The following is a 23,769-nucleotide window of genomic DNA, read 5'->3' on the forward strand; positions in this document are numbered from 1 at the left end:
TGGATCCTTCCCGGCCTAGCGCTTGTTCTTGCCGGTGCGCCGGCGTCGGACGATGAGCTTGTCGCTCGGCTTGTTCTTGCGGGTGCGGCCTTCCGGCTTGCCCCACGGGCTCACCGGGTGACGACCACCGGAGGTCTTGCCCTCGCCACCACCGTGCGGGTGGTCGACCGGGTTCATCACGACACCACGGACGGTCGGGCGCTTGCCCTTCCAGCGCATCCGGCCGGCCTTGCCCCAGTTGATGTTGGCCTGCTCGGCGTTGCCCACCTCGCCGACCGTGGCGCGGCAGCGCACGTCGACGCGGCGGATCTCACCGGACGGCATACGCAGGGTCGCGTAGGGACCCTCCTTGCCGAGCAACTGGATGCTCACACCGGCCGAACGGCCCAGCTTGGCGCCGCCGCCCGGACGCAGCTCGACGGCGTGGATCACGGTGCCGGACGGGATGTTGCGCAGCGGCAGGTTGTTGCCGGGCTTGATGTCGGCGTTGGCGCCCGCCTCGACGATCGCACCCTGCTTGAGTCCCTGCGGCGCGATGATGTAGCGCTTCTCGCCGTCCAGGTAGTGCAGCAGTGCGATGTTCGCGGTGCGGTTCGGGTCGTACTCGATGTGCGCGACCTTGGCGTCGACGCCGTCCTTGTCGTGGCGACGGAAGTCGATGAGGCGATAGGCCCGCTTGTGGCCGCCGCCCTTGTGCCGGGTGGTGATGCGGCCGTGCGCGTTACGACCACCCTTGCCGTGCAGCGGACGGATCAGCGACTTCTCCGGGGTCGAGCGGGTGATCTCGGCGAAGTCGGAGACGCTGGCACCGCGACGACCGGGGGTCGTCGGCTTGTACTTGCGAATAGCCATGTCTACAAAGCTCTCTCTAGTCTCTCAGTCCCTGCCCCGGCTAGGCCGGCGCTCCGAACAGATCGATCGGCTTGCTGCCCGCAGCCAGTGTGACGATGGCGCGCTTGGTGCTCTTGCGCTGGCCATAGCCCGCACGGGTGCGCTTGCGCTTGCCCTGCCGGTTGGCGGTGTTCACCGAGTCGACCTTGACCTTGAAGATCTTCTCGATCGCGATCTTGATCTGGGTCTTGTTCGAATCCGGGTGCACCACGAACGTGTACACGTTGTCCTCGATCAGCCCGTAGCTCTTCTCGGAGATGACCGGAGCCAGGATGATGTCGCGGGGGTCAGTCACGGTCGCCATCAGGCCGACACCTCCTCGTCGTTGGCCGCCGCACTGCGGGTGGCCGTGGTGATGTAGGTGTTCAGCGCCTCGACGCTGAAGATCACGTCGTCGGCCTTCAACACGTCGTAGGTGTTGAGCTGGTCGGGCGAGATCACGTGCACGCCCGGCAGGTTCCGCACGCTGAGCGTGCCGGTCACGTCGGTCCGGCCGACGACCAGCAGCACCTGCGGGCGATCGGTCAGCGTGGCCAGGAACGTCCTGGCGCCCTTGGTCGACGGGGTCTGGCCCTCGACGAACTCGGTGACGGCGTGGATGCGGCCGTTGCGGGCCCGGTCCGAGAGCGCCCCGCGCAGTGCGGCGGCGATCATCTTCTTCGGGGTGCGCTGGCTGTAGTCGCGCGGCTGCGGGCCGTGCACCACGCCACCGCCGGTGAACTGCGGCGCGCGCGTCGAACCCTGACGGGCACGACCGGTGCCCTTCTGCCGGTACGGCTTCTTGCCACCGCCGCGCACCTCGCCACGCGTCTTGGTGGAGTGCGTGCCCTGCCGCTTGGCGGCCAGCTGCGCATTCACCACCTGATGCATGAGCGCGATGTTCGGCTCCACGTCGAACAGCTCGGCGGGCAGCTCCACGGAGCCGTCCTTCGTGCCGCCCGGGGTGAGGACGTCGATCGTCAATGTCTGCGTCTTGTCGGCCATTACTTCTCGCCTCGCTTGATTGCGCTGCGGACCATCACCAGGCCACCGTTGCGGCCGGGGATGGCGCCCTTGATCAGGATCACGCCGTTCTCGGCATCGACCTTGTGCACCTTGAGGTTCTGGGTGGTGATGCGGTCGTGGCCCATCCGGCCCGACATCCGCGTGCCCTTGAACACCCGGCCGGGGGTGGCGCAGCCACCGATCGAACCGGGGCGGCGGTGCACGGCCTGGGCGCCGTGCGCGGCGCCCTGACCCTTGAACCCGTGCCGCTTCATGGTGCCGGCGAAGCCCTTGCCCTTGCTGGTGCCCGTCACGTCGACGAAGGCGCCGTCGGCGAAGATCTCCGCCGTCAGCTCCTGGCCGACCTCGTACTCGGCGGCGGCCGTCTCGTCGTCGAGCCGGAACTCGGCGATGTGGCGGCGCGGGTTCACCCCGGCCGCGGCGTACTGACCGGACACCGGCTTGTTCACCTTGCGGGGGCTGATCTCGCCGTAGGCGAGCTGCACCGCGCTGTAGCCGTCGCGCTCCGGGGTACGGATCATCGTGACGACGTTCGGGCCGGCCTTGACGACCGTCACCGGCACGACCTTGTTGTTCTCGTCGAACACCTGCGTCATGCCCAGCTTGGTGCCCAGAATGCTCTTTCTAGCCATTTCTCTTGGGTCTCCTACTGGATGTTGACGTCGACGCTGGCCGGCAGATCGATGCGCATGAGAGCGTCAACGGTCTTCGGCGTCGGGTCGAGGATGTCGATCAGCCGCTTGTGTGTACGCATCTCGAAGTGCTCCCGCGAGTCCTTGTACTTGTGCGGGGACCGGATGACGCAGTACACGTTCTTCTCGGTCGGCAGCGGCACTGGGCCCACCACGCTGGCACCGGTACGGGTGACCGTCTCCACGATCTTGCGCGCCGAGGCGTCGATCGCCTCGTGGTCGTAGGCCTTGAGCCTGATGCGGATCTTTTGTCCCGCCACGCTTTTCCTACCTCACTCCTGCTTGTGTTCCGACTGGGGGACCCAATCGGACCTGGTGTTGCTGCGCTCCGCCCGCAGGCATCGCGCTGGCTGTTGCCGCCGCTGTGTATCTGTCTCTGGTTCACCGACCCCCGCGCTCGGGTGTGTCGCCCTCGCGCACACTCGCCCGCGCCGGAAAACCGCCACGATCGAGAGTTGGGACCGGATGCACCCCTTCGGGTGCCAGTCGCATGCCCGGCCAGGTGCGAACCCGGCTCAAGGCAACCCGAACAGTATGCCTCAAGAGCGGGCGTCATCCAAATTGCTGGCCGACCGCCCGGCACCTCGCCGGACGCGGCCCGTGCACGCGGTAAACGGGCTCGTCACCCACCTGATCACCACGGTCGGCGGCCGGTCAACTTACTCACGAGTAAGGTAGCGTCCATGAGCACTACGACCAGCACGTACCGGGCCTGGCAGCGACTGGCCGGCGTGCCTGCGGGCAGCCGCCTGTTCTCGGCGGCGGCGACCGCCCGGGTGCCCTACTTCGCCTCGATCGCGCCGCACGTGGTGCGGATGGAGCCGGGCCTGGCCGAGGTCGCGGTGCCGAAGTGGTTCTTCGTGCACAACCACCTGCACACCGTTCACGCGATCGCGTCGTGCAATGCCGCCGAGATGGCGATGGGCATGTTGATGGAGGCCACCGTGCCGACGACGCACCGGTGGATCCCGAAGGCGATGACGGTGCAGTACCTGCAGAAGGCGACGACGTCGCTGCGGGCGACGGCCCGGCTCGACCCGCCGGACTTCACGTCCATCGGCGAGGGCGCCGATCTCGTCGTGCCGGTCACGGTCACCGACCGCCACGGCACCGAGGTGGTGCACGCCGAGATCACCACCTGGGTGACGCCGGCCTGATCCGCCTCGCGCGCTACTCGATGCCGGCCCAGAACGGGCACTGGTGTTCGGCGTCGAAGGTGTCGACCATCTGGCTGCCTCCGGGCTGCAACGACATCCGTGCCGGGTCGGCGATCCCGTCGAGGGCGGGCCAGTCGGGCTGGCCCACCGCGTCGGGTTCGCCGGTGGTCACGAAGCGGCTCCAGTAATCGATCATCTGGTCGGACAGCCGGCGCTGGTCGGCCGACAGCGGGGGCGCACCGCCGACGTCGAACAGGTAGCGCAGCTCCAGGGAATGGCTGGCGCCGACCTTGAACGGCAGCGTCCGCAGCGGCTCGGGCGCAGGCGCGTCGCGGTCGTTGAACTCGTAGCCGTACACGGGTCCGCTGCGGGTCAGGCCGTCGGCCATCCGGTCGGCCACGCAGGCGAACGCCCCGTCGGTGACGGCCGCCGAGTACGCCAGTGCCGCGTCGGGATAGTCGGCGAGCGGATACCGCGCGGCCACCGCGGCGGCGTCTTCGCCGAACGTATCCCGCAGCAGCGCAGGGTATTCGGTGTCGGGATAGCGGACGCCCCGCAGATATTGCAGCGCGACGAACAGGGTGAACTCGTCGCGGGTGGTGCCGATCAGCACCGGCACCTCGAGCGCACGGCCGTCGGTGATCGTCGGCACGGGGTCCACCGGCAGCGTCCGCGTCCCGGTGACCGGCCCGGTCAGCCGGTCCTCCCCGATGCCGGCGTACCAGACCGGTTCGCGGAGTTCGTCGACCGGCAGGTCGCGAAGGCACCGGGCAGCGGCGCCCGGGTCGGGGCAGCCGGCGCCCGCCGCGTAGTCGAGGCTGGCGCGCTCGGCGGTGGGCAGGTCGGCCTGCACCTGACACGGGGCGCTCATCACGATCGCCGCCCGGAACAGGTCCGCCGAGCCGGGGGCGACGAGATGGTCACAGACCGACATGCCGCCCGCGGACTCGCCGGCCACGGTGACCCTGCCGGGGTCGCCGCCGAATCGGCTGATGTTGTCGCGCACCCATCGCAGCGCGGCCTGCTGGTCGGCGAGCCCGTAGTTGCCGACGTCGCCTACCGGCCCCAGCGCGGGGTGGGCCAGGAAGCCCAGGGTGCCGAGCCGGTAGTTCACCGTCACCACCACGATGTCACCGCGCGAGGCCACCCAGCTGCCGTTGTAGACACTGCCGCTGCCGTTGACGAAGGCGCCGCCGTGGATCCACACCATCACCGGCTTGGGCTCGGCCGACACCGGCGGCGTCCAGACGTTCAGCGTCAGGCAGTCCTCGTCGGTCTGCCTGCCGAATTCCAGGTCGGCGCTGGGGTTCTGGATGCAGCGGGGACCCGGGTGGGTGGCGTCGCGCACGTCGGCCCACGGCTCGGGCGGCGCAGGCGGTCGGAAGCGGAGCCGGCCGGTCGGCGGCGCGGCATACGGGATCCCGGAGAACTCCCGGTGGCCGGCGGCCACCTCGCCGCGGACCCGTCCGGTGAGCGTCTGGACCTCCGCGGGGTCGCCCTGGGTCGCCGCGGCCGGCGGCGACGGGTCAGTCCGGTCGTCCGCACTGCCGCAGCCCGCGAGCGTCAGGACCGGCACCAGGGCGAGGCAGGCGGCCCGCACCAGCGCCCGCCGCGACAGGCGAAGCGATGGGGGCACGATTGCGGAGCCTACCGAGGGACGGCAGAAGACCCCCGCGCATCGACCCGTGGCGCATTGCTTCCCAGCGTGGCCCGCGTCACATAAGCTGAGTTATGGACACCCGTCAAGACGAAGAGGAGCGCGGATGAGCACGCCGACGATGGATGACGCCGCGAAGGTGCTGGCCGATCCGTCCGCGTACGCGGACGATGCCCGGCTTCATGCGGCGCTGGCCGACCTGCGGGCGAACAACCCGGTGGCATGGGTGGACAACCCGCCGTACCGGCCGTTCTGGGCGATCACCAAGCACGCCGACATCATGGCGATCGAACGGGCCAACGACCTGTTCCTGTCCGAGCCGCGGCCACTGCTGGCCACCGCGGAAGCCGACGACATGTTCAAGGCGCAGATGGAGGCCGGCATCGGCCTGCGCACCCTGATCCACATGGACGATCCGCACCACCGCAAGGTCCGGTCGATCGGCGCCGACTGGTTCCGCCCGAAGGCGATGCGCGCCCTGAAGATCCGCGTCGACCAACTCGCCAAGCGCTACGTCGACCAGATGCGCGACATCGGGCCGGAGTGCGACTTCGTCACCGACATCGCCGTGCAGTTCCCGCTGTACGTGATCATGTCGCTGCTCGGCCTGCCCGAGGAGGACTACGGCCGCATGCACATGCTCACCCAGGAGATGTTCGGCGGCGACGACGAGGAGTTCCAGCGGGGCAAGAGCCCCGAGGACATGCTGGCGGTGCTGGCTGACTTCTTCAACTACTTCTCGACGCTGACCGCATCGCGACGAGCCGCCCCGACGGCCGATCTCGCCTCCGCGATCGCCAACGGCCGCATCGACGGTGAGCCGCTGGGCGACATGGACACCGCCTCCTACTACGTCATCGTCGCCAGCGCGGGACACGACACCACCAAGGACGCCATCTCCGGCGGGCTGCACGCGTTGATCGAGAATCCCGGCGAGCTGGACCGGTTGCGCCGGAACCCGGAGTTGATGCCGACCGCGGTCGAGGAGATGATCCGCTGGTCGACGCCGGTCAAGGAGTTCATGCGCACCGCCGCCGAGGACACCGAGGTACGCGGCGTGTCGATCGCCAAGGGCGAATCAGTCTATCTCGCATACGTTTCCGGCAACCGGGACGAGGAGATCTTCGACGAGCCGTTCCGGTTCGACGTCGGCCGCGAGCCCAACAAGCATCTGGCGTTCGGCTACGGTGTGCACTTCTGTCTCGGCGCCGCGCTGGCCCGGATGGAGATGAACAGTCTGTTCACCGAACTGATCCCGCGACTCGAGTCGATCGAGTCGGCCGGCCCCGCGGAACTGACGGCCACCACTTTCGTCGGCGGCCTCAAGCACCTGCCGATCCGGTACGCGCTGCGCTGACTCCCCCGTCGGCCGTCCTGGCGTGGGTGGCCAGGAAGCCGTCGACGGCCGCCTCGGCGCAGCCGCGGAAGTCGAAGTCGGCCAGTGTGCTCAGCCGGCCGAGAATCAGGGGCCCGATGAGCAGGGCGATGGCCCCGATCCGGTCGACCTCCACCAGTTCTTCGCGCGCCTGCGGGCTGTCGAAGATCGCGTCGAACGGCAACGTGTACAGCGCCATGATGCGCTCGCGCAGCGTGGCGACGGCCGTTCCGTCGCTGTCGACCGCACCTGATTCGCGCACCTCGGCCCACGGCCCGAGGTCGGGACCCGACGCCAGCCACGTCATCGCGGCCAGCGTCGTGGGCACCTCGGCGATCGCGTCTGCCCAGCCGACGACCACGGCCATCAGCTTGTCGCGCAGTTCGCCCTCGGCGGGCGGCATCGGCGCGGGCTGCAGCAGGCTCACGAAGGCCGCGGCGAGAAGGTCGTTGGCACTGGAGAAGTGGCGGTAGAGGGTGGCGCGCGCGACGTTGGCGGTGCGGGTGACCGCGTCGATGGTCACCGCACTCGGACCACCCGAGCGCAGCAGCGTGGTCGCGGCCTCCAGCAGTGCGGCTCGGGAACGCGCCGGTCGCGGATCGGTACTACCGCCTGCCACCGTTTACACCACCTTCCGCGTGGGTACAAGACTGTCGGTCTCGCTCCAAGACCGTTAGTCTCAAAAGTCACTCTTCCGGAAGGAGAGGTCCATGGTCGACACTCTCGCCCGGCCCGGTCAGCCTACCGATGCGCGACTGGGCGACGTGTCGGCGCGCACCAGGACATGGTTGCTCGCGGTGGCGTGCCTGGACGTGCTGCTGGTGATCTCGTCGATGGTCGCGCTCAACGCGGCCATGCCCGACATCGCCGTCAACACCGCCGCGAGTCAGACCCAGCTCACCTGGGTGGTCGACGGCTACACCCTGGTGCTGGCCTGCCTGCTGCTGCCCGCGGGCGCCGTCGGGGACCGTTACGGCCGCCGGGGTGCCCTGCTGGCCGGGCTGGCGGTGTTCGCTTTCGCCTCGGTGGCGCCGGTGTTCTTCGACGCCCCGCTGCAGATCATCATCGCGCGGGCGGTCGCGGGAGCGGGAGCCGCTCTGATCATGCCCGCGACGCTTTCGCTGCTGACCGCGGGCTTCCCGAAAGCCGAGCGCAACAAGGCCGTCGGCATCTGGGCCGGTGTCTGCGGGTCCGGCGCCATCATCGGGTTCCTCGGCACCGGCGGCCTGCTGCACTTCTTCTCGTGGCAGTCCATCTTCTGGGCCTTCGCGCTCGTGGCCGTCGTCCTCTTCGGGCTGACGCTGACCATTACGTCCTCGCGTGACGAGTCGGGTGCGCCCGTCGACTGGGCAGGCGGAGTGCTCGTCGCCGCGGCGGTCGCGGTCTTCGTCTTCGGTGTCATCGAGGCGCCCGCCCGTGGCTGGTCCAGTCCGGTGGTGTGGGGATGTGTCGGCGCCGGCCTGGCGCTCACCGCGGCGTTCACCGCACTCCAGCTCCGGCTGACGCATCCGCTCCTGGACGTACGGCTGTTCCGGCGACCGGATTTCGCCACCGGCTCACTCGGTGTCACCTTCCTGTTCTTCGCGAACTTCGGCTTCTTCTTCCTGGTGATGCAGTACATGCAGCTGGTACTCGGGTACAACCCTTTGCAGACCGCCTTCGCTCTGACGCCACTGGCGGTCCCGGTGCTGATCCTCAGCGCGCTGACACCGGTGTACCTGCCCCGCATCGGCTTGCGGCTCTCGGTGACCGTGGGCCTGCTCCTCCTCGCGGCGGGCTTGGCGTGCATGAGCATCCTCGACGTCGAGTCGTCCTACTGGGATCTGGCCTGGCCGTTGATGATCGTCAGCGCCGGCATCGGGCTGTGCACGGCGCCGACGACGTCGGCGATCATGGGCGCGGCGCCCGACGAGAAACAAGGGGTGGCGTCAGCGGTCAACGACACCACCCGCGAGGTCGGCGCGGCCCTCGGCATCGCCGCGGCAGGCTCGGTGCTCGCCGCGCAGTACAGCAATGTGCTCGCCCCCGCCGTCGCCGCGCTACCCGAGGCCGTCCGTGGGCCCGCGCTCGACTCGCTGGCCCAGGCGCTCGAGGTCGCCGAACGCATGGGACCGCAGGGCGCCCAGCTCGCCGCCGAAGCCAACCGCGCCTTCCTGCAGGCGATGGACGGCTCACTGCTAGTGCTTGCGGTGGCAGTGACCGTCGCGGCGGTGTTCGTGGCGGTCTGGTCGCCCGGGCGCGACGGCAGGCAGTCGCGGTACCTGCGCCGGCTCGCGTCGGTGCCGCGCGCCCGCCGCATCGCACGCCTGCGCGCTGTGCCGCCGGCCCGGCGCGACTAATCTGGCGGCGTGCGCCTGCTGCTCGTCAATCCGAACACCACTGCGTCGATGACCCGCGCCATCGCCGCGGGCGCCGCTGCGGTCGCGCGACCGGGCACCGTCGTCGAGGCGGTCAACCCGCAGGCCGGCCCTGCCAGCATAGAGAACGACGACGACGAACGTCGTTGCGTGCCGGGCCTTCTCGACTTGTTTCGCGAGGCAGAGCGCCGATCCGCCGGAGACCGGCCGGACGCGTACGTGGTGGCCTGCTTCGGCGATCCCGGCCTGGACGAGGCCCGCCGGATGCTCGCCGCCCCGGTGCTGGGCATCGCCCAGGCCGCGATGCACGCGGCAGCCCTTGCGGCAGGCAGCTTCTCGGTGGTGACGTCGATGTCGGCCACCGTGCCGAGGGCATGGCAATTGGCGAAGGCCTACACCCCGTCCGCGTGTTCGGGCGTGCACGCGTGCGACATTCCGGTGCTGCGCATCGATTCCGATCCGTCGACGATCGGACCGATCGGTGACCTGTGCGCGGCCGCGCTCGCCGGCGACGGCAGCCGGTCCATCGTGCTGGGCTGCGCGGCGATGGCCCGCTTCGCCGAACCGCTGCGGCATCGCCTCGGAGTCCCGGTCGTGGACGGCGTCGCCGCGGCCACCCTGTTGGCCGAGGCGATCGTCCCGCTGGTCACCCCTTGACGAACTCCGCCGCCCGGTGCCCGATCATCGCGATCGTGGCGTGCGGGCCGCGGCCGGTGATCACCGGCATGATCGACCCGTCGGCCACCCACAGATTCTCGAAGCCGCGCACCCGGCACTGCGGGTCCACGACCGCCGCCGCGTCCTCGTCGGACCCCATCCTGGCCGATCCGCACAGGTGTTGCGAGGTCGACCACACGGCAGCCGTCGAGCTCCTCGCGCCACCGATGATATCGGCGGCGAGCTCGGCTCCGGCCGCGAGTGCGGAGACGTCGGCCGGTTCGCTGTCATAGCGGTGCTCGATCACCGGGGCCACCGACGGGTCGGCGGAGGCCACTCTGATCCGCCCACGCGACCGCGGCTTCATCAGCGCTATGCCGAGGTGCGGCCGGTCGGTCGGGTCGTCACCGGGGCCGTGCACCATGGCGGCGAATCCGGCTGTATAGGGCCGGATCTCGACGTCCTCGGTGGTGAGCACGGCCTCCAGCGGGGGAAGGTCGTGGGTCGGCGTCCAGTCCACCGGGAGCACCCATTCCGGGTGGTCGGCCGTCGCGACGCCGACGGGCAGGCCGGCGACCACGGGGATGCCCAATGGCTCGAGCACCTCCGGCGGGCCCACGCCGGAGAGCATCAGCAGCTGCGCGGTGCCGATGGCGCCCGTGCACAGCACCACCCGGTCGGCGGTGAGCAGTTCGTCACCGGCCGCTCCGCGGCACCGCACGCCGGCCACCCGTCCCGCCGCGAGATCGAGACGCAGCGCCCGGGTGTCGGCCAGCAGCGTGAGGTTGCCCCGGCCGAGAGCGGGTTGCAGGAAGGCGCCGCCCGGTCCCACCCGGGTGCCGCCGTGGATGTTGAGTGGCACGGCCCCCACCCCCCGCGGCGACGGCGCATGCGGTGTCGCACCGTTCAGATCGTCGACCCAGGTGTAGCCGGCGTCGAGGGCGGCATTCACGAATGACGCCGTGCAGCCGTCGAATTCGCGGACCCGGCGTACCACGATCGGACCCGAAGACCCGTGCAGCGGACCGGCCTCGTCGATGTCGTTCTCGATCGCGACGAAGTGCGGGAGGACGTCGTTCCAGGTCCAGCCCGGCTGTGCCCAATCGGCGAAGTCGCCAGGCAGCCCCCGGCAGAAGTAGCCACCGTTCACCGCACCGGACCCGCCGACCACCGCGCCGCGCATGATCGACGCCGGCCGTGGCGGCCGGTCGGTGAGCGTGGTCGAGAAGTGCCGCACCACCGAACTCGCCGCACCGATCGGCAGCCGCAGTCCGTCGCTGATCTGGGCCCGCACCCGCGGGTCGGTGGGGCCCGGTCCGGCCTCCACCACCGTGACCCGGCATTGGGGGTCGCTGGAAAGACGCTCGGCGAGAACGGATCCGGCGCTGCCGGCGCCGACGATCAGGACGTCGCTGTGCAAGGTGGCGGTCAGGTCCGGATCTGCGGCTTCAGCGCGCCGGCGTGCCGCTCGCGGAACACACCTGTCCACAACCCCAGCCCGTAGGCGATGTCGTCGAGCCGCTTGAGCAGCAGGTACGTCAGCAACCCGACCGGTCTGGTGTCGTCGTCGGCGTTGCCCTTGCGGGCCAGCCAGTCCGCAACACCGTCCACCACCGCCGCCACCAGCACCGCCTGTCGGCACCGCTGCGACAGCAGCGCCGCGACCAGCGCCACCGGCCAGTAGTGCCGGCAGATCGCCGAGGCCAGTTGCAGGGCGGCGGCCCACAGCCCGTGCGCGGCGACCGCGGCGACCTCCCCCGGTTCGGTGTGTACGGGGCGTAGTGAGTTCGCGACCCGGCGGCCGGTGACACCCGCGACCAACAGCGACGCCAGGAAGCCGGCGTAGGAGCCCATCGCCAGCAGCAGCCAGGCCGCCAGACTCCAGCCGGAGATCACCAGCGGAGCGGTCTTGCCGGGATGGCGCACCGAAAGCGGCGCCGCGGACTCGCCGTAGAAAGCCTTGCGGGAGAACCAGTCCCGAATGTGCGTGCGATGATCGTGGCCCACCAGCGCGATCGGCTCGTAGCGCAGGCGGGCGCCGGCCTCGACCATCCGCCAGCACAGGTCGACGTCCTCGCCCGAGCGCATCGTCTCGTCGAAGCCGCCGAGCTCCGTCAGCACCGCCCGGCGGCAGATGATGGCGGCACTGGGAACGTAGGACACCGCCCCGTAGGGCACCACCGGCGCCTCGCGCAGGCCCAGGTCGAGCGACGAACGCACCGCCTCGTACCGGGCGACCACGTTGTCGGGCTGGCGCAGGCCGACGATGCGGGGAGCGACGAGGGCCACCGCCGGATCGCAGAAGTGGCCGAGCAGCGCCTCCAGCCATCCGCGGCGCGGGACCACGTCGGAGTCGAGGAACGCCACGAAGTCGGTGCCGCTGGCCACCAGGCCGGTGTTGCGTGCGGCCGACGGCCCCCGGCATTCGGGATGCCGGATGACCTGCACGTCTGAGTGCATACCGGCGAAGTCGGACTGCTGCACCGGCACGGCAGAACCGTCGTCGACGACGACGACCCGCATGCCGCGCAGGGCGGCCACCAACCTGTGCAACCCAGATGGGTTGTCACGCACCGGGACGACCACGGTGACGTCGCGATGCGACGGTCCGCTGGCCGGCCGCGGATGTGCGACGGTCGCGTCGAGGAGGGTGCGGGCCAGCTGTGCGCTGATCGCGTCGTGCACCTCGAGGCGGCCGCCGGTGAGCATCGTCTGCGCCGTCGGGGCCAGCCGCAGCAGCCTGGTGGGCGAGCCGCCGAGCAGTGCGGAGCCCTCGCCGAGCACCTTGACGCGCCGGTCCACCTGGACCGCGAAGCCGTCGGGAAGCCGCGGACCGGTCACCTCAGCCGCCCGTCCCGGTCGGGCTGCCACCGCAGCACCCGTTCGGCGCAGCCGTCGATCATCTCGGCGAAGATCCTGGCGCCCTCGGTCGCCGTGGCCGTCGTGGGGTCGCCGAGCACCCCGACCTCGCTGACGGCCGCCATCCCGCCGTTGCGCATGGCGGGCAGCAACTCCGCGAGCGGCGCGGTGTTGCCGGGGACGAGCTCGTCGACGCGCACGTCACTCGGCGAAAGATGGAGTAGTACCGACGTTTCGGTGTGGCCGGCGTGAGCATCGGCGCCCTCGGCGCTGCACGGGCACCAGGCGACGTCGCGACCCTCGTAGCGGAGCAGAGCGACCGCGGCCGACAGCGCCTCCGTGTTACCGCCGTGCCCGTTGACGAACACGAGACGCGACGCCCATCTCGCCGCCGACCGGCCGAACTCCACCAGCAGGAGCCGCAGCGCCGACGTGCCGATCGACACCGTGCCGGCAAACCCCTCGTGCTCCCCGCTCGCCCCGTATCCGAGGGATGGCGCCTGCAGCCATTGCTCCCCCACGGCCGTCCGGAGTTGCTCGGCCACGCCTGCGGCCACCGCGGTGGCGATCCGGGTGTCGGTGTCCAGCGGCAAATGGGGTCCGTGCTGCTCAATGGAACCGATCGGGACGATCAACGCCGGGGACGTGTGCTGCAGCCGCCTCGACGTTGAGTTCCCAAGCTCGCTGGGGAAAGCCACCCGCCGATGGTAGGCCGAATTAACCTGGTGTGCGCCGATTGTTGGCGTATGCGCAGCAATTGATTTCACAATCATTTTGCACGGCGCCGATGTGCCCACCCCGGGAGCCTCTCAGGCCACCCCTGTCACAGCGGCGCAGAGGTCGGGGGCGGGGCGGCGTCAGGCGTCGTTACCAGCGGAGACGCCGAGAGCCCGGGTGAAGCCGTCCGGGATCAGGATGTCCTCGGGTGTCAGATCGTGGATCGAGGATTTGCCCAGCGCCATCAACGCCGAGTCGACCCCCCCGCGCAGGATGTCGAGCACGTTCTCCACACCCGCCTGGCCGTTGGCCGCCAGACCCCACAGATAGGCCCGGCCGATCATCACGGCCCTGGCCCCGAGAGCGACGGCCTTCACCACGTCACTCCCACGCCGGATCCCGCCGTCCAGCAAAACCTCGACCTGATCGCCGACGGCGTCGGCGATGGCAGGCAGGCACCGGATCGCCGCGGGCGTGCCGTCGAGGTTGTTGCCGCCGTGGTTGGACACCGTGATCGCCGAAACACCCGCATCCACCGCGCGTTTGGCGTCGTCGACGCGCACCATGCCCTTGAGCAGGAACGGGCCACCCCACTGCTCACGCAGCCAGGCGATGTCGTCCCAGGTGGGAGGTGGTGTACCCATCCACTGCCCGTAGGCCTCGAAGAACGTGGGTCCGGCCTCGCCGCGCCTGCCCTGATTGGGTACCCGCAGGTCCGGGGGCCGCAGGCCCTTGCCGAAACTCCACAGCCACCGCGGCTTGGTGATCACCTCGGGTGACATCCGCAGCATGGTCCGCAGGTCCATCCGCTCCGGGATCTTCGGGCTGCCCCAGTCGCGGCCGTGCGAGAAGCTCCAATCCGTGGTGGCGATCAATCCGACCGCGCCGGCGTCCTTGGCGCGCTGCACCCGCTCGGCGATCTCGTCCCGGCTGCCCAGCCAGTAGATCTGGAAGAAGATCTTGTCGTTGACCGCGACGACCTCTTCCATCGGCTTGCTGGCGAAGGACGACAACCCCATCGCCGTGCCCCGCGCCGCGGCGGCGCGCGCCACGGCGACCTCGCCGTCCGGGTCGATCGCCTGGACGCCGGTCGGCGAGATGACGACCGGCATCGAGATGTCTTGTCCCATCACCGTTGTCGCCATGTCACGCTTCTCGGTGGCGCCGATGACGTGCGGAGCGAAGCCGAGCTCGGAGAAGGCCTCGACGTTGTCGGAGACCGACACGCCCTTCTCGCTCGCGGAGATCAGCGACGAATACGCGGACTTCGGCAGGCGCTTCTTCGCGCGCTGCTGGGCGATGGCGACCGTTTCGAACCAGGTGTCGCGGGCCATGGGTTACACCGGACTTTCGTTACACAGCCGGGCGGGCGGCTTGGTCAGCAGTTTGAGCGGTATCGGGCCCTGACCGGACACCTGAGGGGTGCCTCGGGAGTGGTCGCCGCTGGGCCGCGGCTTGACCCGCTCCTGGGCCAGCGCGGGCGCACCGAAGCCCTGAACACACTCCGGGTCGGGGCCGTCGAGCGGAAGGCCGGTGAAGAACTTGGCGGCCATGCAGCCGCCACGGCAGCCGTCGTAGTGCGCGCAGCCCGAGCAGGCGCCCGCCGACTGCGGCTCGCGCAGTTCGCGAAACAGCGGCGCATTCTTCCAGACGCTGTCGAATCCGCCGTCGGACAGGATGTTTCCGGCCAGGAACTTGTCGTGGATCGCGAACGGGCACGCGTAGACGTCGCCGATCGGATCGATCAGGCACACCACCCGGCCCGCGCCGCACAGGTTGAGCCCTGCCAGCGCGCCCGGCTCACCGAGCCCGGACAGGTGGAAGAAGGAATCACCGGTGAGCACCCGCTCGCCCTTGGCGACCAGCCAGTCGTAGAGCTGTACCTGCTGCTCGGCGGTGGGGTGGAGCTCGTCCCAGACGTCGGCCCCGCGACCGGACGGTCGCAGGCGGGTGATGCGCAGGGTGGCGCCGTAGCGGTCGGCCAGCGCCTTGAAGTCGTCGAGCTGGTCGACGTTGTGGCGGGTCACCACCACCGAGATCTTGGCGTCGGAGAAGCCGGCGGCCGCGAGGTTCTCCAGCGCGCGCACCGCCATCGCGAAGGAGCCCTTGCCGCGCACCGCGTCGTTGACCTCCGCGGTGGCGCCGTCGAGCGAGATCTGCACGTCGACGTAGTCGCTGGCGGCCAGCTTGGCGGCCACCTCCGGGGTGATGCGCACCCCGTTGGTGGAGAACTTCACCCCGACGTGGTGGGCGGTCGCGTAGTCGACCAGCTCCCAGAAGTCCGGTCGCACAGTCGGTTCGCCGCCGCCGATGTTGACGTAGAACACCTGCATGCGTTCGAGTTCGTCGATGATGTCCATGCACTGCCGGGTCGACAGCTCGCGCGGATCGCGCTTGCCCGACGACGACAGGCAGTGCACGCACGAGAGGTTGCACGCGTAGGTGAGCTCCCAGGTCAGGCAGATCGGCGCGTCCAGGCCGTGCTCGAACTGCTCGATGAGACGCGGAACGGGAACTGTGGATGTCACGGTGTCTGGCCCTCCCGGGTCACGAGCATCTTGGACTGGGCCAGCACGCCAAGTGCGTGCAGGTAGGGCGCCTGCTGCGCATCGTCGACTCCCGCTGCGCGGCAGGCGGATCGGATGTCGGGGTGGTCGTCGAGCGACGTGACCACCTCGACGATGGTCCGATTCTTGAGGAACGACAGCTTGCGGGTGCCGAAGTGGTACAGCAGCGCCCCGAACGACTCCGGCCGCACCGCCACCTGGTGGTGCAGCCGCCACGCCACGTCCGGATCGAACCCCGGGTCGGGCCTCGGACCGGAGCCCGTGCCCGTGCGGGGACCCGCAGCCGTCGTCATGATCAGTAGACCCCGCACATCCCGTCGATGGAGACCTCTTCGACGAGGGTCTCGGTGACGAGCTCGGTGTCGGCTTCGACGTTCTGATTCGGTTCCATTACCGCCGCCTTTCGTGTGGACTGGTTCTCGACAGGTGTGACCGAGATCGCAAGAATATGGCATCGAGTGCCGAAATGGAAGGGTGGGTCGGATGCGGGACCGTTCGGCGCCCCTCCCCCAGGCCGGCGACGTCAAGCGCGGCGTGGGCAGGCGCCGCTCCACCACGGGTGACCACATCACCGACGTCGCGCTCGATCTCTTCGCCGCCCGCGGCTTCGACGAGGTCAGCGTCGACGACGTCGCCGCGGCGGCAGGCATCGCCCGGCGCACCCTGTTCCGCTACTACCCGTCCAAGAACGCCATCCCGTGGGGCGACTTCGGCGCGCACCTGGACCGGATGCGCGCCCTGCTGGACGCCGCCGACCCGCAGGTGCCGATCGGCGACTCGCTGCGCGCGGCGCTGCTGGCCTTCAACCGGTTCGACGAGGCGGAGACGCCGCGGCACCGGCAGCGCATGCGCGTCATCCTGCAGACCGATGCGCTGCAGGCACATTCGATGACGATGTACGGCGGCTGGCGGGCGGTGGTGGCCGATTTCGTGGCCCGCAGGCTCGGGGTGAAGACCGCCGACCTCATCCCGCAGACCGTGGCGTGGACGATGCTGGGCACCGCGCTGTCGGCGTACGAGCACTGGCTGGCCGACGAGTCGGTGTCACTGGCCGACGCGCTCGACGCCGCATTCGACACGGTCAGCGACGGCCTGCGGGCCCTCGACCGCGATGCCGGAAGGCCGGCGAGGAGAAAATCGTGATCGGGGCGTCGGAGTCCGGGCGCCGATGGCGACGTTGAGGGTGTGAGCGCCTCATCCGAGCGGGCAGATCCCGCTCCAGCGCCGCAGCGCCTGCTGGCGCTGTACGACGAAGCGTTGCCGGCCGTGTACGGCTACTTCGTCCGGCGCTGCGCCGACCGCGGCACCGCCGAGGACCTGACGTCGGAGACCTTTCTGGCCGCCATGGACGCGGCCCGCAAGGATGTTCCACCGGCGATCTCGGTGCCGTGGTTGATCGGGGTGGCGCGGCACAAGCTCGCCGATCACTACCGCCGCCGGCATGACCGGCTCAGCGTGCCGGTCGCCGAGCTGCCGGAAGTCGTCGACGCGAGAGACGACTGGGATGCCGAACTCGACCGGATCGTCGCCGAGAGTGTGCTCGCCAGGCTGCCCGAACACCATCGGACCGTGCTGGCGCTGCGCTACCTCGACGACTGCTCGGTACCCGAGTGTGCCGAGCTGATCGGCCGCACGGTGCACGCCACCGAGGCGCTTCTGGTGCGGGCCCGCAGGGCGTTCCGCACGCAATATCCGGATCGGGAAGGAGGGACGCCGTGATGAACAACGATCACGATCCGTTGTCCGCGCTGCGCGGCGACGACGTTCCCGTGGCCCCCGATCCGGAATTCGCGGCCCGGCTGCGCGCCCGCCTGGAATCGGCGGCCTCGCTGTTCGCGGCTCAACCCGACCGAACCGAAGGAGTTGTCATGAGTGGAACCGACACCGCAATCGCCGAACTCAGCGAAACCAGCGCCGCACCGGCGGCCGCCGCGGCATCGCCCCGGCCTGCGGCCCTGCCCTACCTCGCCGTGGCCGACGCGCGCGCGGCCATCGACTGGTACGTCGACGCGCTGGGCGCGACCGTGGTCGGCGAGCCGATCGTGATGGACGACGGCCGCATCGGCCATGCCGAGCTCGCCCTCGCGGGGGGTGTGCTCTACCTCGCCGACGAGTATCCGGAGCTGGGGCTCAGAGCGCCTGCGCCGCAATCGGTCTCGGTGAGCCTGATGCTGCAGGTGACCGACACCGACGCCGCACTCGAGCGGGCCCGCAGCCGCGGCGCGCAGGTGCAGCAGGAGGTCTACGAGGACCACGGCGCCCGCGGGGCGGCGATCGTCGACCCGTTCGGCCACCGGTGGATGTTGTCCGGGCCGCTGACCGGTGGCGCCACGCCGATCCGGCACGGCGACGTCGGATTCGTCTCGGTGTGGACCCCGGACGCCGACCGCGCCGCCGCCTTCTACGGCCACGTGCTGGGCTGGGCCTACGACCCGGCGACCCGCCGGGTCACCAACACCGGCCAGCGCATCGGCATCTTCTCCGTCGGCGACCGCAACACGCTGTTCTGCTGCTACGCCGTCACCGACCTGGCGGGAGCGCGGCAGTCGATCCTCGACGGCGGCGGAAGCGTCGACGAGGTGCAGCAGTTCGACTTCGGCGAGGTGCTCGGCGCCACCGACGCCTCGGGTATGGAGTTCGCGGTGTACCAGCCTGCGCCGGGCGATCCCCGGCCGGAGCTCAACGGCGTTGGGCCGGGCGAACTCTCGTACATCACCTACGAGGTGGAGGATTCGGCGGCGTTCAAGTCGTTCTACAGCCGGGTGCTGTTCTGGACCTTCGAGCGGGGCCGCGTCGCCGACGGCTGGGGCGTCACGGGGGCGCACCCGATGTCGGGGATGGCCGGCGGGAACAGCACCGCGACCACCGTGCCGATGTGGACGGTCGCGGACATCGACGCCGCCGTGCAGCGGGTCACCGAGGCCGGCGGCACCGTGATCGAGCAACCGGCCCGGCAGCCCTACGGCGTCACCGCGCAGTGCGCCGACGACCAGGGCGGCCGCTTCTACCTCGGCGAGTTCTAGCGATTTCGGCGCGGAAACGTTCGCTGAGCGACGGTTTCCGCGCCGAAATCGCTCAAGACTTGGGCAGGACGTCGGCGATCGGGGCGCCGTTGGCGATCTTGGACCTGGTCTTCATCACCTTGCCGGGCATCCCGCCGCCGACCACACCCGCCACCACGCCGTCGCGCTCGTAGAACGCCAGGAACTTGCGGCCGTCGTCCTCGACGACGTGCACGATGTCGTCGGCCTCGGGCTCGCCGAGGCATTGGATCTTCACGTCGTACTGGTCGCTCCAGAAGTACGGGACGCTGACCACCTGGGGCACGTCCTGCCCGAGCATCGCGGGCACGAGCACCCGGGCCTGGTCGGCCACGTTGCTCCAATGTTCGACGCGCACTTGCTGACCCACGGTGTCTCGCCAGGACGCCACGTCACCGATGGCCCACACGTTCGGGGCGCTGCTGCGACCCTGCGAGTCGCAGACGACGCCGTTGTCCAGTTCGATGCCGCTGCCCTCGAGCCAGCCGACGGCCGGGGTGGAGCCGATGCCGACCACCACCAGGTCGGCCTCGACCTCGGTGCCGTCGGCGAGCACCACCTTCTCGACCTTGTCGGTGCCGACGACCTCCGACACCCCGACACCGCACCGCACGTCGACGCCCTCGGCGCGGTGCACGCGGGCGACCAGCTCGCCGATCTGCTCGCCGAGCACGTTGGCCAGTGGCGCGGGCTGCGGCTCGACCAGCGTCACCTCGACACCGAGGCTCCGCAGGCTGGCCGCGACCTCGCAGCCGATGAAGCCGGCGCCGACCACCACCGCGCGCCGCGCCGATCCGGCCTCTTCGCGCAGGGCGAGGCTCTCGTTGAAGTTGCGCAGCACGTGGATGCCCGCGAGATCGGGGAATGACGGGATGCGCTTGGGCACCAGACCGGTCGCGATCACCAGCTCGTCGTAGCCGATCTCGCGCCCGTCGGTCAGCGTCAGCGTCCTGGCGGCGGTGTCGACGGATTTCGCCCCTGCGCCGAGCAGCATGGTGATGTCGTTCTCGTCGTAGAACTCGGCCGGCTTGAGCGTGACGTCGTCGGTCTCGCTGCGCAGTACTTCCTTCGACAGCGGTGGCCGGTCGTACGGCAGATGGTCCTCGTCGCTGACGATGGTCACCGCCCCGCTGAACTGCGAACGCCGTAGCTGCTCGGCGGTGCGCGCGGCCGCCAGGCCGCCGCCGACGATGACGATGCCCCCTGAAGTGCTCACGTGGGAGTTCTACACGATGACGCCCGCCACATGCACGTCACCCTGTGCCGTCGGACACCTCCGGAGCGGCGCGGTCGATCAGGTTCGACAGCACCACGATGCTCTCGCTGCGTTCGATGTCCGCACTGGCGCGGATGCGTTCCAGCGCCTGTTCCAGGTGCCGCATGTCGCGCGCGAGCACGTGCAGGATGGCGTCGGCGGTGCCCGTGACGGTGGCCGCGCTGACCACCTCGGGGATGTCGACCCACGCGGCCCGCAGTTCATCGGGCGCAATTGTGCCGTGGCAGAACACCTGTACGAACGCTTCGGTGTTCCAGCCGAGCGCACTGCGGTCCACGACGGTGGTGAACCCGCGGATCACCCCGTCGTCGATCATCCGGTCGACCCGCCGCTTCACCGCGGGCGCCGACAGGCTGACCCGCTGCCCGATCTCGGCGAACGTCGCCCTGGCGTGCTCGGCCAGCTCGGCCAGGATCCGCTCGTCGGTGCTGTCCAGACGTTCCATGATCACCTCCACGCAATGAATTGCCGTCATGCTAGCTCCAGCGCAACAGATCGTCGGTATACAAGCAAGGGTCAGCGATTGCTTGCATCATAGCGGGCTTATATCGTCGATTCATGACGTTGTCCGCCGCCGACGCCCCGGTCACCGCGCCCGCCGCGGCACGAATCGCCAGAACCCGCCACTACGCCATGACGGCGCCCACGCACTTCGCCGTCGAGTACGCCATCAACCCCTGGATGGACACGACGGTTCCGGTCGACACCGCTGTCGCCGTCGCCCAGTGGGACACCCTGCGCCGGACCTACGAAAGCCTCGGTCACACCGTCGATCTCGTCGACGCCCGGCCCGGCCTTCCCGACATGGTGTACGCCGCCAACGGCGCGGTGGTGATCGGTGACAACGCAGTCGTGGCCCGGTTCGCCTACCCGCAGCGCGCCGCCGAGTCCGGCGCCTACGCCGACTGGCTGCGGCAACGCGGCTTCGCACCGGTGCACACCCGCCACGTCAACGAGGGCCAGGGCGACGTGCTGATGGTGGGCCCGATGATGTTGGCAGGATACGGGTTTCGCACCGACCGGCGGGCGCACGACGAGATCGCGGCGATCCTCGACGTGCCGGTCCTGAGCCTCGAACTCGTCGATCCGCGGTTCTACCATCTCGACACCGCACTCGCGGTGCTCGACGACGCGACGGTGGCGTTCTATCCGCCGGCGTTCGCCGACGCGTCGCGGGCCCGCCTGCTCGAGGTCTTCCCCGACGCGATCGAGGTCGCCACCGCGGACGCCTTCGCCCTCGGCCTCAACGCCGTGTCCGACGGACTCAACGTGGTGCTGCCCGCCGCCGCCACCGGCTTCGCCGCACAGCTCCTCGACACCGGCTTCCGACCGGTCGGCGTCGACCTCTCCGAACTGCTCAAGGGCGGCGGCTCGGTCAAATGCTGCACATTGGAGGTACACCCGTGACGATCGTGGACTTCGAGACGGAGACCGAGCGCGCCATCGCCCTCGACGACCGCCATGTCACCCACAACTACTCGCCGCTACCGGTGGTCGCCGCACACGCGGAGGGCGCCTGGATCACCGACGTCGAAGGCCGTCGCCACCTCGACTGCCTGGCGGCCTACTCGGCGGTGAACTTCGGGCACCGCCACCCGGAGGTGATCGCCACCGCGCACGCGCAGCTCGACGCGGTGACCCTGGTGAGCCGGGCGTTCCACTCCGACCGGCTCGGTCCGTTCTGCGCCGCGCTGGCCGCGATGTGCGGCAAGGACATGGTGCTGCCGATGAACAGCGGCGCCGAGGCCGTCGAGAGTGCGATCAAGGTGGCCCGCAAGTGGGGCACCGACGTCAAGGGCGTCCCCGCAGGCATGGGCAACATCGTGGTGGCCGCCAACAATTTCCACGGCCGCACCACGACGATCATCAGCTTCTCCGACGACGAGACCGCCCGCCGCGGATTCGGCCCGTACACACCGGGATTCCGTTCGGTGCCGTTCGGTGACGCCGACGCGCTGGCCGCGGCGGTCGACGAGCACACCGTCGCGGTGCTGCTCGAGCCGATCCAGGGTGAGGCCGGCATCGTCGTCCCGCCTGCGGACTACCTGCCGCGGGTCCGGCGGATCTGCACCGACCGCGGTGTGCTGCTGATCGCCGACGAGATCCAGTCCGGGCTGGCCCGCACCGGCCGCACGTTCGCCTGTGATCACTGGGATGTGCGGCCCGACGTCTACCTGCTCGGCAAGGCGCTCGGCGGTGGCGTGGTGCCGCTGTCGGCGGTGGTCGCCGACCGCGACGTGCTCGGCGTGCTGCATCCCGGCGAGCACGGTTCCACGTTCGGCGGCAATCCGCTGGCCGCCGCGATCGGCAGCACCGTGGTGGCGATGCTCGAGCGCGGCGAGTACCAGGAACGCTCGACGCAACTCGGCCGGGTGCTGCACGAGCGGCTGCGTGGGCTCATCGGTTACGGCGTCGTCGAGGTGCGCGGGCTCGGCCTGTGGGCAGGCGTCGACGTCGATCCGGCTGTGGGCACCGGCAAGCAGATCAGCCTGCGGCTCGCGCAGCGCGGCGTGCTGGTCAAGGACACGCACGGCTCGACGCTGCGATTCGCTCCCCCGCTGGTGATCACGGCCGACGAGATCCATTGGGCGGTCGACCAGTTCGCGGCGGTGCTGACGAGCTGACCCGGGGACGTCAGAGCACCGTGGCGATCGGCATCGCGGACGACGCGATGCGGTCGAGCACCTCGATGTTGTGCGCGACGTCCCGGCTCTCGCGGGCGGCGACGGCCCGCACCGCCGAGGCCAGGACTCCGGTGAGACTCGGCGGGTCGTAGATCGCCGCGCCCTGGCCGGCCACCTTGTGATCCCGGAGCCGGACGCTGATCGGCCGGACGATGTTCGGCTGCCACGCGAGCCGGGTGGCGAAGCGCCACGCGCTGTCGCGGTAGCCGCGGATCACCTCGTTGACGACGAAGACCTCGTGATCCCTCAGCACCGCGTACACGTCGGCCAGCGCCGGTGAGAGTTCGTTGAGCCGTTCGATGGTGCCCGCGATCTGGCTGGCGAGTACCGCGTTGATCGTCTGGTAGTCGGCGCCGAGATCGGCCACCTGCCCGCCGGTGATCTGCTGGACGACGATGCCGAGGTCGAGGTCGATGTGCGCGTTCACCCCACCGAACATGTGCGCCAGAATGATCGGGTCTTCACGTTGCGCCGCGTCGAAGGTCAGCTGCCACGAGCGGGTCGGCCCCCGATGGCGGTCGGGGTGGAAATGCCCGTTGAGTGCGTCGAAGTAGCGCTGCGCGAACGCCACGTCGAATCGTTCCATTCGATCGGGGTCCTCGAACGCACCGTCCGCGAGCGCGGTCTGCACGGCGATGGTGATCCGCTTGTACAGCGCCGCGAAGTAACCGAGGCGACTCTCGGCTCCTCTCGCCCAGAGGATCACCGAGTCGATCGCGTCCACGACGTCCTGGATGGTCTTGACATCGACGATCGGGGCGGGCACCGCTGGGGTCATGACCGAACCGTAGGGCCGCCCGCCGCCGCCGGCGCGCGTACCCGGCTACCTCACCT

26 protein-coding genes are annotated in these 23,769 nt (G+C 70.0%); 9 read left to right on the forward strand and 17 right to left on the reverse strand.

Going from position 1 to position 23,769, the window contains the following annotated elements:
* Positions 1 to 15 precede the first annotated feature (15 nt).
* From rplB to rpsJ, 5 genes are read right to left on the reverse strand one after another with little or no spacing between them, the layout of a single operon-like run.
* A complete protein-coding gene (gene rplB / locus AB0K11_RS04720) occupies positions 16 to 852 on the reverse strand; it encodes a 50S ribosomal protein L2 (RefSeq protein ID WP_264011063.1) in 837 nt (278 codons plus the stop codon).
* Positions 853 to 892: 40 nt separating this feature from the next.
* Positions 893 to 1,195, reverse strand: a complete 303-nt coding sequence (rplW, locus tag AB0K11_RS04725; RefSeq protein WP_264011062.1) for a 50S ribosomal protein L23 — start codon at positions 1,193 to 1,195, stop codon at positions 893 to 895.
* Positions 1,195 to 1,875 carry a 50S ribosomal protein L4 gene (rplD, locus tag AB0K11_RS04730; RefSeq protein WP_364972755.1) on the reverse strand — a complete coding sequence of 227 codons (681 nt, stop codon included), beginning with the start codon at positions 1,873 to 1,875 and terminating at the stop codon, positions 1,195 to 1,197. The genes rplW and rplD overlap by 1 nt, the downstream gene beginning before the upstream one ends.
* A complete protein-coding gene (rplC, locus tag AB0K11_RS04735) occupies positions 1,875 to 2,528 on the reverse strand; it encodes a 50S ribosomal protein L3 (protein WP_364972758.1) in 654 nt (217 codons plus the stop codon). The genes rplD and rplC overlap by 1 nt, the downstream gene beginning before the upstream one ends.
* Positions 2,529 to 2,542: 14 nt before the next feature.
* Positions 2,543 to 2,848: a 30S ribosomal protein S10 gene (gene rpsJ / locus AB0K11_RS04740; RefSeq protein ID WP_003883485.1), complete on the reverse strand. Its 306-nt coding sequence runs from the start codon at positions 2,846 to 2,848 to the stop codon at positions 2,543 to 2,545.
* Positions 2,849 to 3,271: 423 nt separating this feature from the next.
* Between rpsJ and AB0K11_RS04745 the strand changes: the two genes are divergently transcribed.
* Positions 3,272 to 3,745 (forward strand): hotdog fold domain-containing protein, encoded by a 474-nt coding sequence (locus AB0K11_RS04745; protein WP_364972761.1) that lies wholly within the window; start codon positions 3,272 to 3,274, stop codon positions 3,743 to 3,745.
* Positions 3,746 to 3,758: 13 nt separating this feature from the next.
* Here the strand turns inward: AB0K11_RS04745 and AB0K11_RS04750 are convergent, their stop codons facing one another.
* A complete protein-coding gene (locus tag AB0K11_RS04750) occupies positions 3,759 to 5,381 on the reverse strand; it encodes a carboxylesterase family protein (protein ID WP_364972764.1) in 1,623 nt (540 codons plus the stop codon).
* 127 nt (positions 5,382 to 5,508) lie between these two features.
* Between AB0K11_RS04750 and AB0K11_RS04755 the strand changes: the two genes are divergently transcribed.
* The gene (locus AB0K11_RS04755; protein WP_364972766.1) at positions 5,509 to 6,759 is read left to right on the forward strand and encodes a cytochrome P450; all 1,251 of its coding nucleotides are present in this window, start codon (positions 5,509 to 5,511) and stop codon (positions 6,757 to 6,759) included.
* On the opposite strand, the gene AB0K11_RS04760 is transcribed toward AB0K11_RS04755, so the two are convergent.
* Complete coding sequence (locus AB0K11_RS04760) at positions 6,725 to 7,396, reverse strand: TetR/AcrR family transcriptional regulator (protein WP_364972768.1); 672 nt, start codon at positions 7,394 to 7,396, stop codon at positions 6,725 to 6,727. The genes AB0K11_RS04755 and AB0K11_RS04760 overlap by 35 nt on opposite strands.
* Positions 7,397 to 7,487: 91 nt before the next feature.
* Between AB0K11_RS04760 and AB0K11_RS04765 the strand changes: the two genes are divergently transcribed.
* Both AB0K11_RS04765 and AB0K11_RS04770 read left to right on the forward strand, forming a co-directional pair.
* A complete protein-coding gene (locus AB0K11_RS04765) occupies positions 7,488 to 9,116 on the forward strand; it encodes an MFS transporter (protein WP_364972770.1) in 1,629 nt (542 codons plus the stop codon).
* A gap of 9 nt (positions 9,117 to 9,125) precedes the next feature.
* Complete coding sequence (locus AB0K11_RS04770) at positions 9,126 to 9,791, forward strand: aspartate/glutamate racemase family protein (protein WP_364972772.1); 666 nt, start codon at positions 9,126 to 9,128, stop codon at positions 9,789 to 9,791.
* Here AB0K11_RS04770 and mftG read toward each other — a convergent pair.
* The 7 genes from mftG to mftA all read right to left on the reverse strand — a co-directional run bounded on the left by mftG (position 9,781) and on the right by mftA (position 16,325).
* Complete coding sequence (mftG, locus tag AB0K11_RS04775; protein WP_364972774.1) at positions 9,781 to 11,211, reverse strand: mycofactocin system GMC family oxidoreductase MftG; 1,431 nt, start codon at positions 11,209 to 11,211, stop codon at positions 9,781 to 9,783. The two genes, AB0K11_RS04770 and mftG, sit on opposite strands and share 11 nt — an antisense overlap.
* 8 nt (positions 11,212 to 11,219) lie before the next feature.
* A complete protein-coding gene (gene mftF, locus AB0K11_RS04780) occupies positions 11,220 to 12,632 on the reverse strand; it encodes a mycofactocin biosynthesis glycosyltransferase MftF (RefSeq protein WP_364973732.1) in 1,413 nt (470 codons plus the stop codon).
* Positions 12,629 to 13,423, reverse strand: a complete 795-nt coding sequence (gene mftE / locus AB0K11_RS04785; RefSeq protein WP_364973734.1) for a mycofactocin biosynthesis peptidyl-dipeptidase MftE — start codon at positions 13,421 to 13,423, stop codon at positions 12,629 to 12,631. Before mftE ends, mftF begins: the two co-directional genes overlap by 4 nt.
* Before the next feature lie 84 nt (positions 13,424 to 13,507).
* Positions 13,508 to 14,701 (reverse strand): pre-mycofactocin synthase MftD, encoded by a 1,194-nt coding sequence (gene mftD / locus AB0K11_RS04790; RefSeq protein ID WP_364972777.1) that lies wholly within the window; start codon positions 14,699 to 14,701, stop codon positions 13,508 to 13,510.
* 3 nt (positions 14,702 to 14,704) lie between these two features.
* The gene (gene mftC / locus AB0K11_RS04795) at positions 14,705 to 15,895 is read right to left on the reverse strand and encodes a mycofactocin radical SAM maturase (protein ID WP_364972779.1); all 1,191 of its coding nucleotides are present in this window, start codon (positions 15,893 to 15,895) and stop codon (positions 14,705 to 14,707) included.
* On the reverse strand, positions 15,892 to 16,227 hold the full coding sequence (mftB, locus tag AB0K11_RS04800) for a mycofactocin biosynthesis chaperone MftB (RefSeq protein WP_364972782.1): 336 nt from the start codon (positions 16,225 to 16,227) through the stop codon (positions 15,892 to 15,894). The genes mftC and mftB overlap by 4 nt, the downstream gene beginning before the upstream one ends.
* A 2-nt stretch (positions 16,228 to 16,229) precedes the next feature.
* Positions 16,230 to 16,325 carry a mycofactocin precursor MftA gene (gene mftA / locus AB0K11_RS04805; RefSeq protein WP_264011047.1) on the reverse strand — a complete coding sequence of 32 codons (96 nt, stop codon included), beginning with the start codon at positions 16,323 to 16,325 and terminating at the stop codon, positions 16,230 to 16,232.
* A 92-nt stretch (positions 16,326 to 16,417) separates the two neighbouring features.
* Here mftA and mftR point away from each other — a divergent pair, with 92 nt between their 5' ends.
* Genes mftR through AB0K11_RS04820 form a run of 3 tightly spaced genes read left to right on the forward strand, consistent with a single transcriptional unit; the run spans position 16,418 to position 18,957 of the window.
* A complete protein-coding gene (gene mftR, locus AB0K11_RS04810) occupies positions 16,418 to 17,077 on the forward strand; it encodes a mycofactocin system transcriptional regulator (protein WP_364972785.1) in 660 nt (219 codons plus the stop codon).
* A gap of 42 nt (positions 17,078 to 17,119) precedes the next feature.
* Positions 17,120 to 17,653, forward strand: a complete 534-nt coding sequence (locus tag AB0K11_RS04815) for a sigma-70 family RNA polymerase sigma factor (RefSeq protein WP_364972787.1) — start codon at positions 17,120 to 17,122, stop codon at positions 17,651 to 17,653.
* Positions 17,653 to 18,957, forward strand: a complete 1,305-nt coding sequence (locus tag AB0K11_RS04820) for a VOC family protein (RefSeq protein ID WP_364972790.1) — start codon at positions 17,653 to 17,655, stop codon at positions 18,955 to 18,957. The genes AB0K11_RS04815 and AB0K11_RS04820 overlap by 1 nt, the downstream gene beginning before the upstream one ends.
* A 52-nt stretch (positions 18,958 to 19,009) precedes the next feature.
* Here the strand turns inward: AB0K11_RS04820 and AB0K11_RS04825 are convergent, their stop codons facing one another.
* Together AB0K11_RS04825 and AB0K11_RS04830 are read right to left on the reverse strand one after the other, a co-directional pair.
* Positions 19,010 to 20,191, reverse strand: a complete 1,182-nt coding sequence (locus tag AB0K11_RS04825; RefSeq protein WP_364972793.1) for an FAD/NAD(P)-binding oxidoreductase — start codon at positions 20,189 to 20,191, stop codon at positions 19,010 to 19,012.
* Between the two features lie 37 nt (positions 20,192 to 20,228).
* A complete protein-coding gene (locus AB0K11_RS04830; protein ID WP_364973737.1) occupies positions 20,229 to 20,696 on the reverse strand; it encodes an Lrp/AsnC family transcriptional regulator in 468 nt (155 codons plus the stop codon).
* Positions 20,697 to 20,809: 113 nt separating this feature from the next.
* On the opposite strand from AB0K11_RS04830, the gene ddaH reads away from it, so the two are divergent.
* Positions 20,810 to 21,658, forward strand: coding sequence for a dimethylargininase (gene ddaH / locus AB0K11_RS04835; RefSeq protein ID WP_364972796.1), 849 nt, complete (start codon positions 20,810 to 20,812; stop codon positions 21,656 to 21,658).
* On the forward strand, positions 21,631 to 22,875 hold the full coding sequence (rocD, locus tag AB0K11_RS04840) for an ornithine--oxo-acid transaminase (RefSeq protein ID WP_364972799.1): 1,245 nt from the start codon (positions 21,631 to 21,633) through the stop codon (positions 22,873 to 22,875). Before ddaH ends, rocD begins: the two co-directional genes overlap by 28 nt.
* 10 nt (positions 22,876 to 22,885) lie before the next feature.
* On the opposite strand, the gene AB0K11_RS04845 is transcribed toward rocD, so the two are convergent.
* Entirely contained in the window at positions 22,886 to 23,713 is an 828-nt protein-coding gene (locus AB0K11_RS04845) for a DUF5995 family protein (RefSeq protein ID WP_364972802.1), read from the reverse strand.
* Positions 23,714 to 23,769: the final 56 nt, after the last annotated feature.

This window comes from Mycobacterium sp. NPDC050551 (genome assembly GCF_040674075.1).
Taxonomy (GTDB): Bacteria; Actinomycetota; Actinomycetes; order Mycobacteriales; family Mycobacteriaceae; genus Mycobacterium.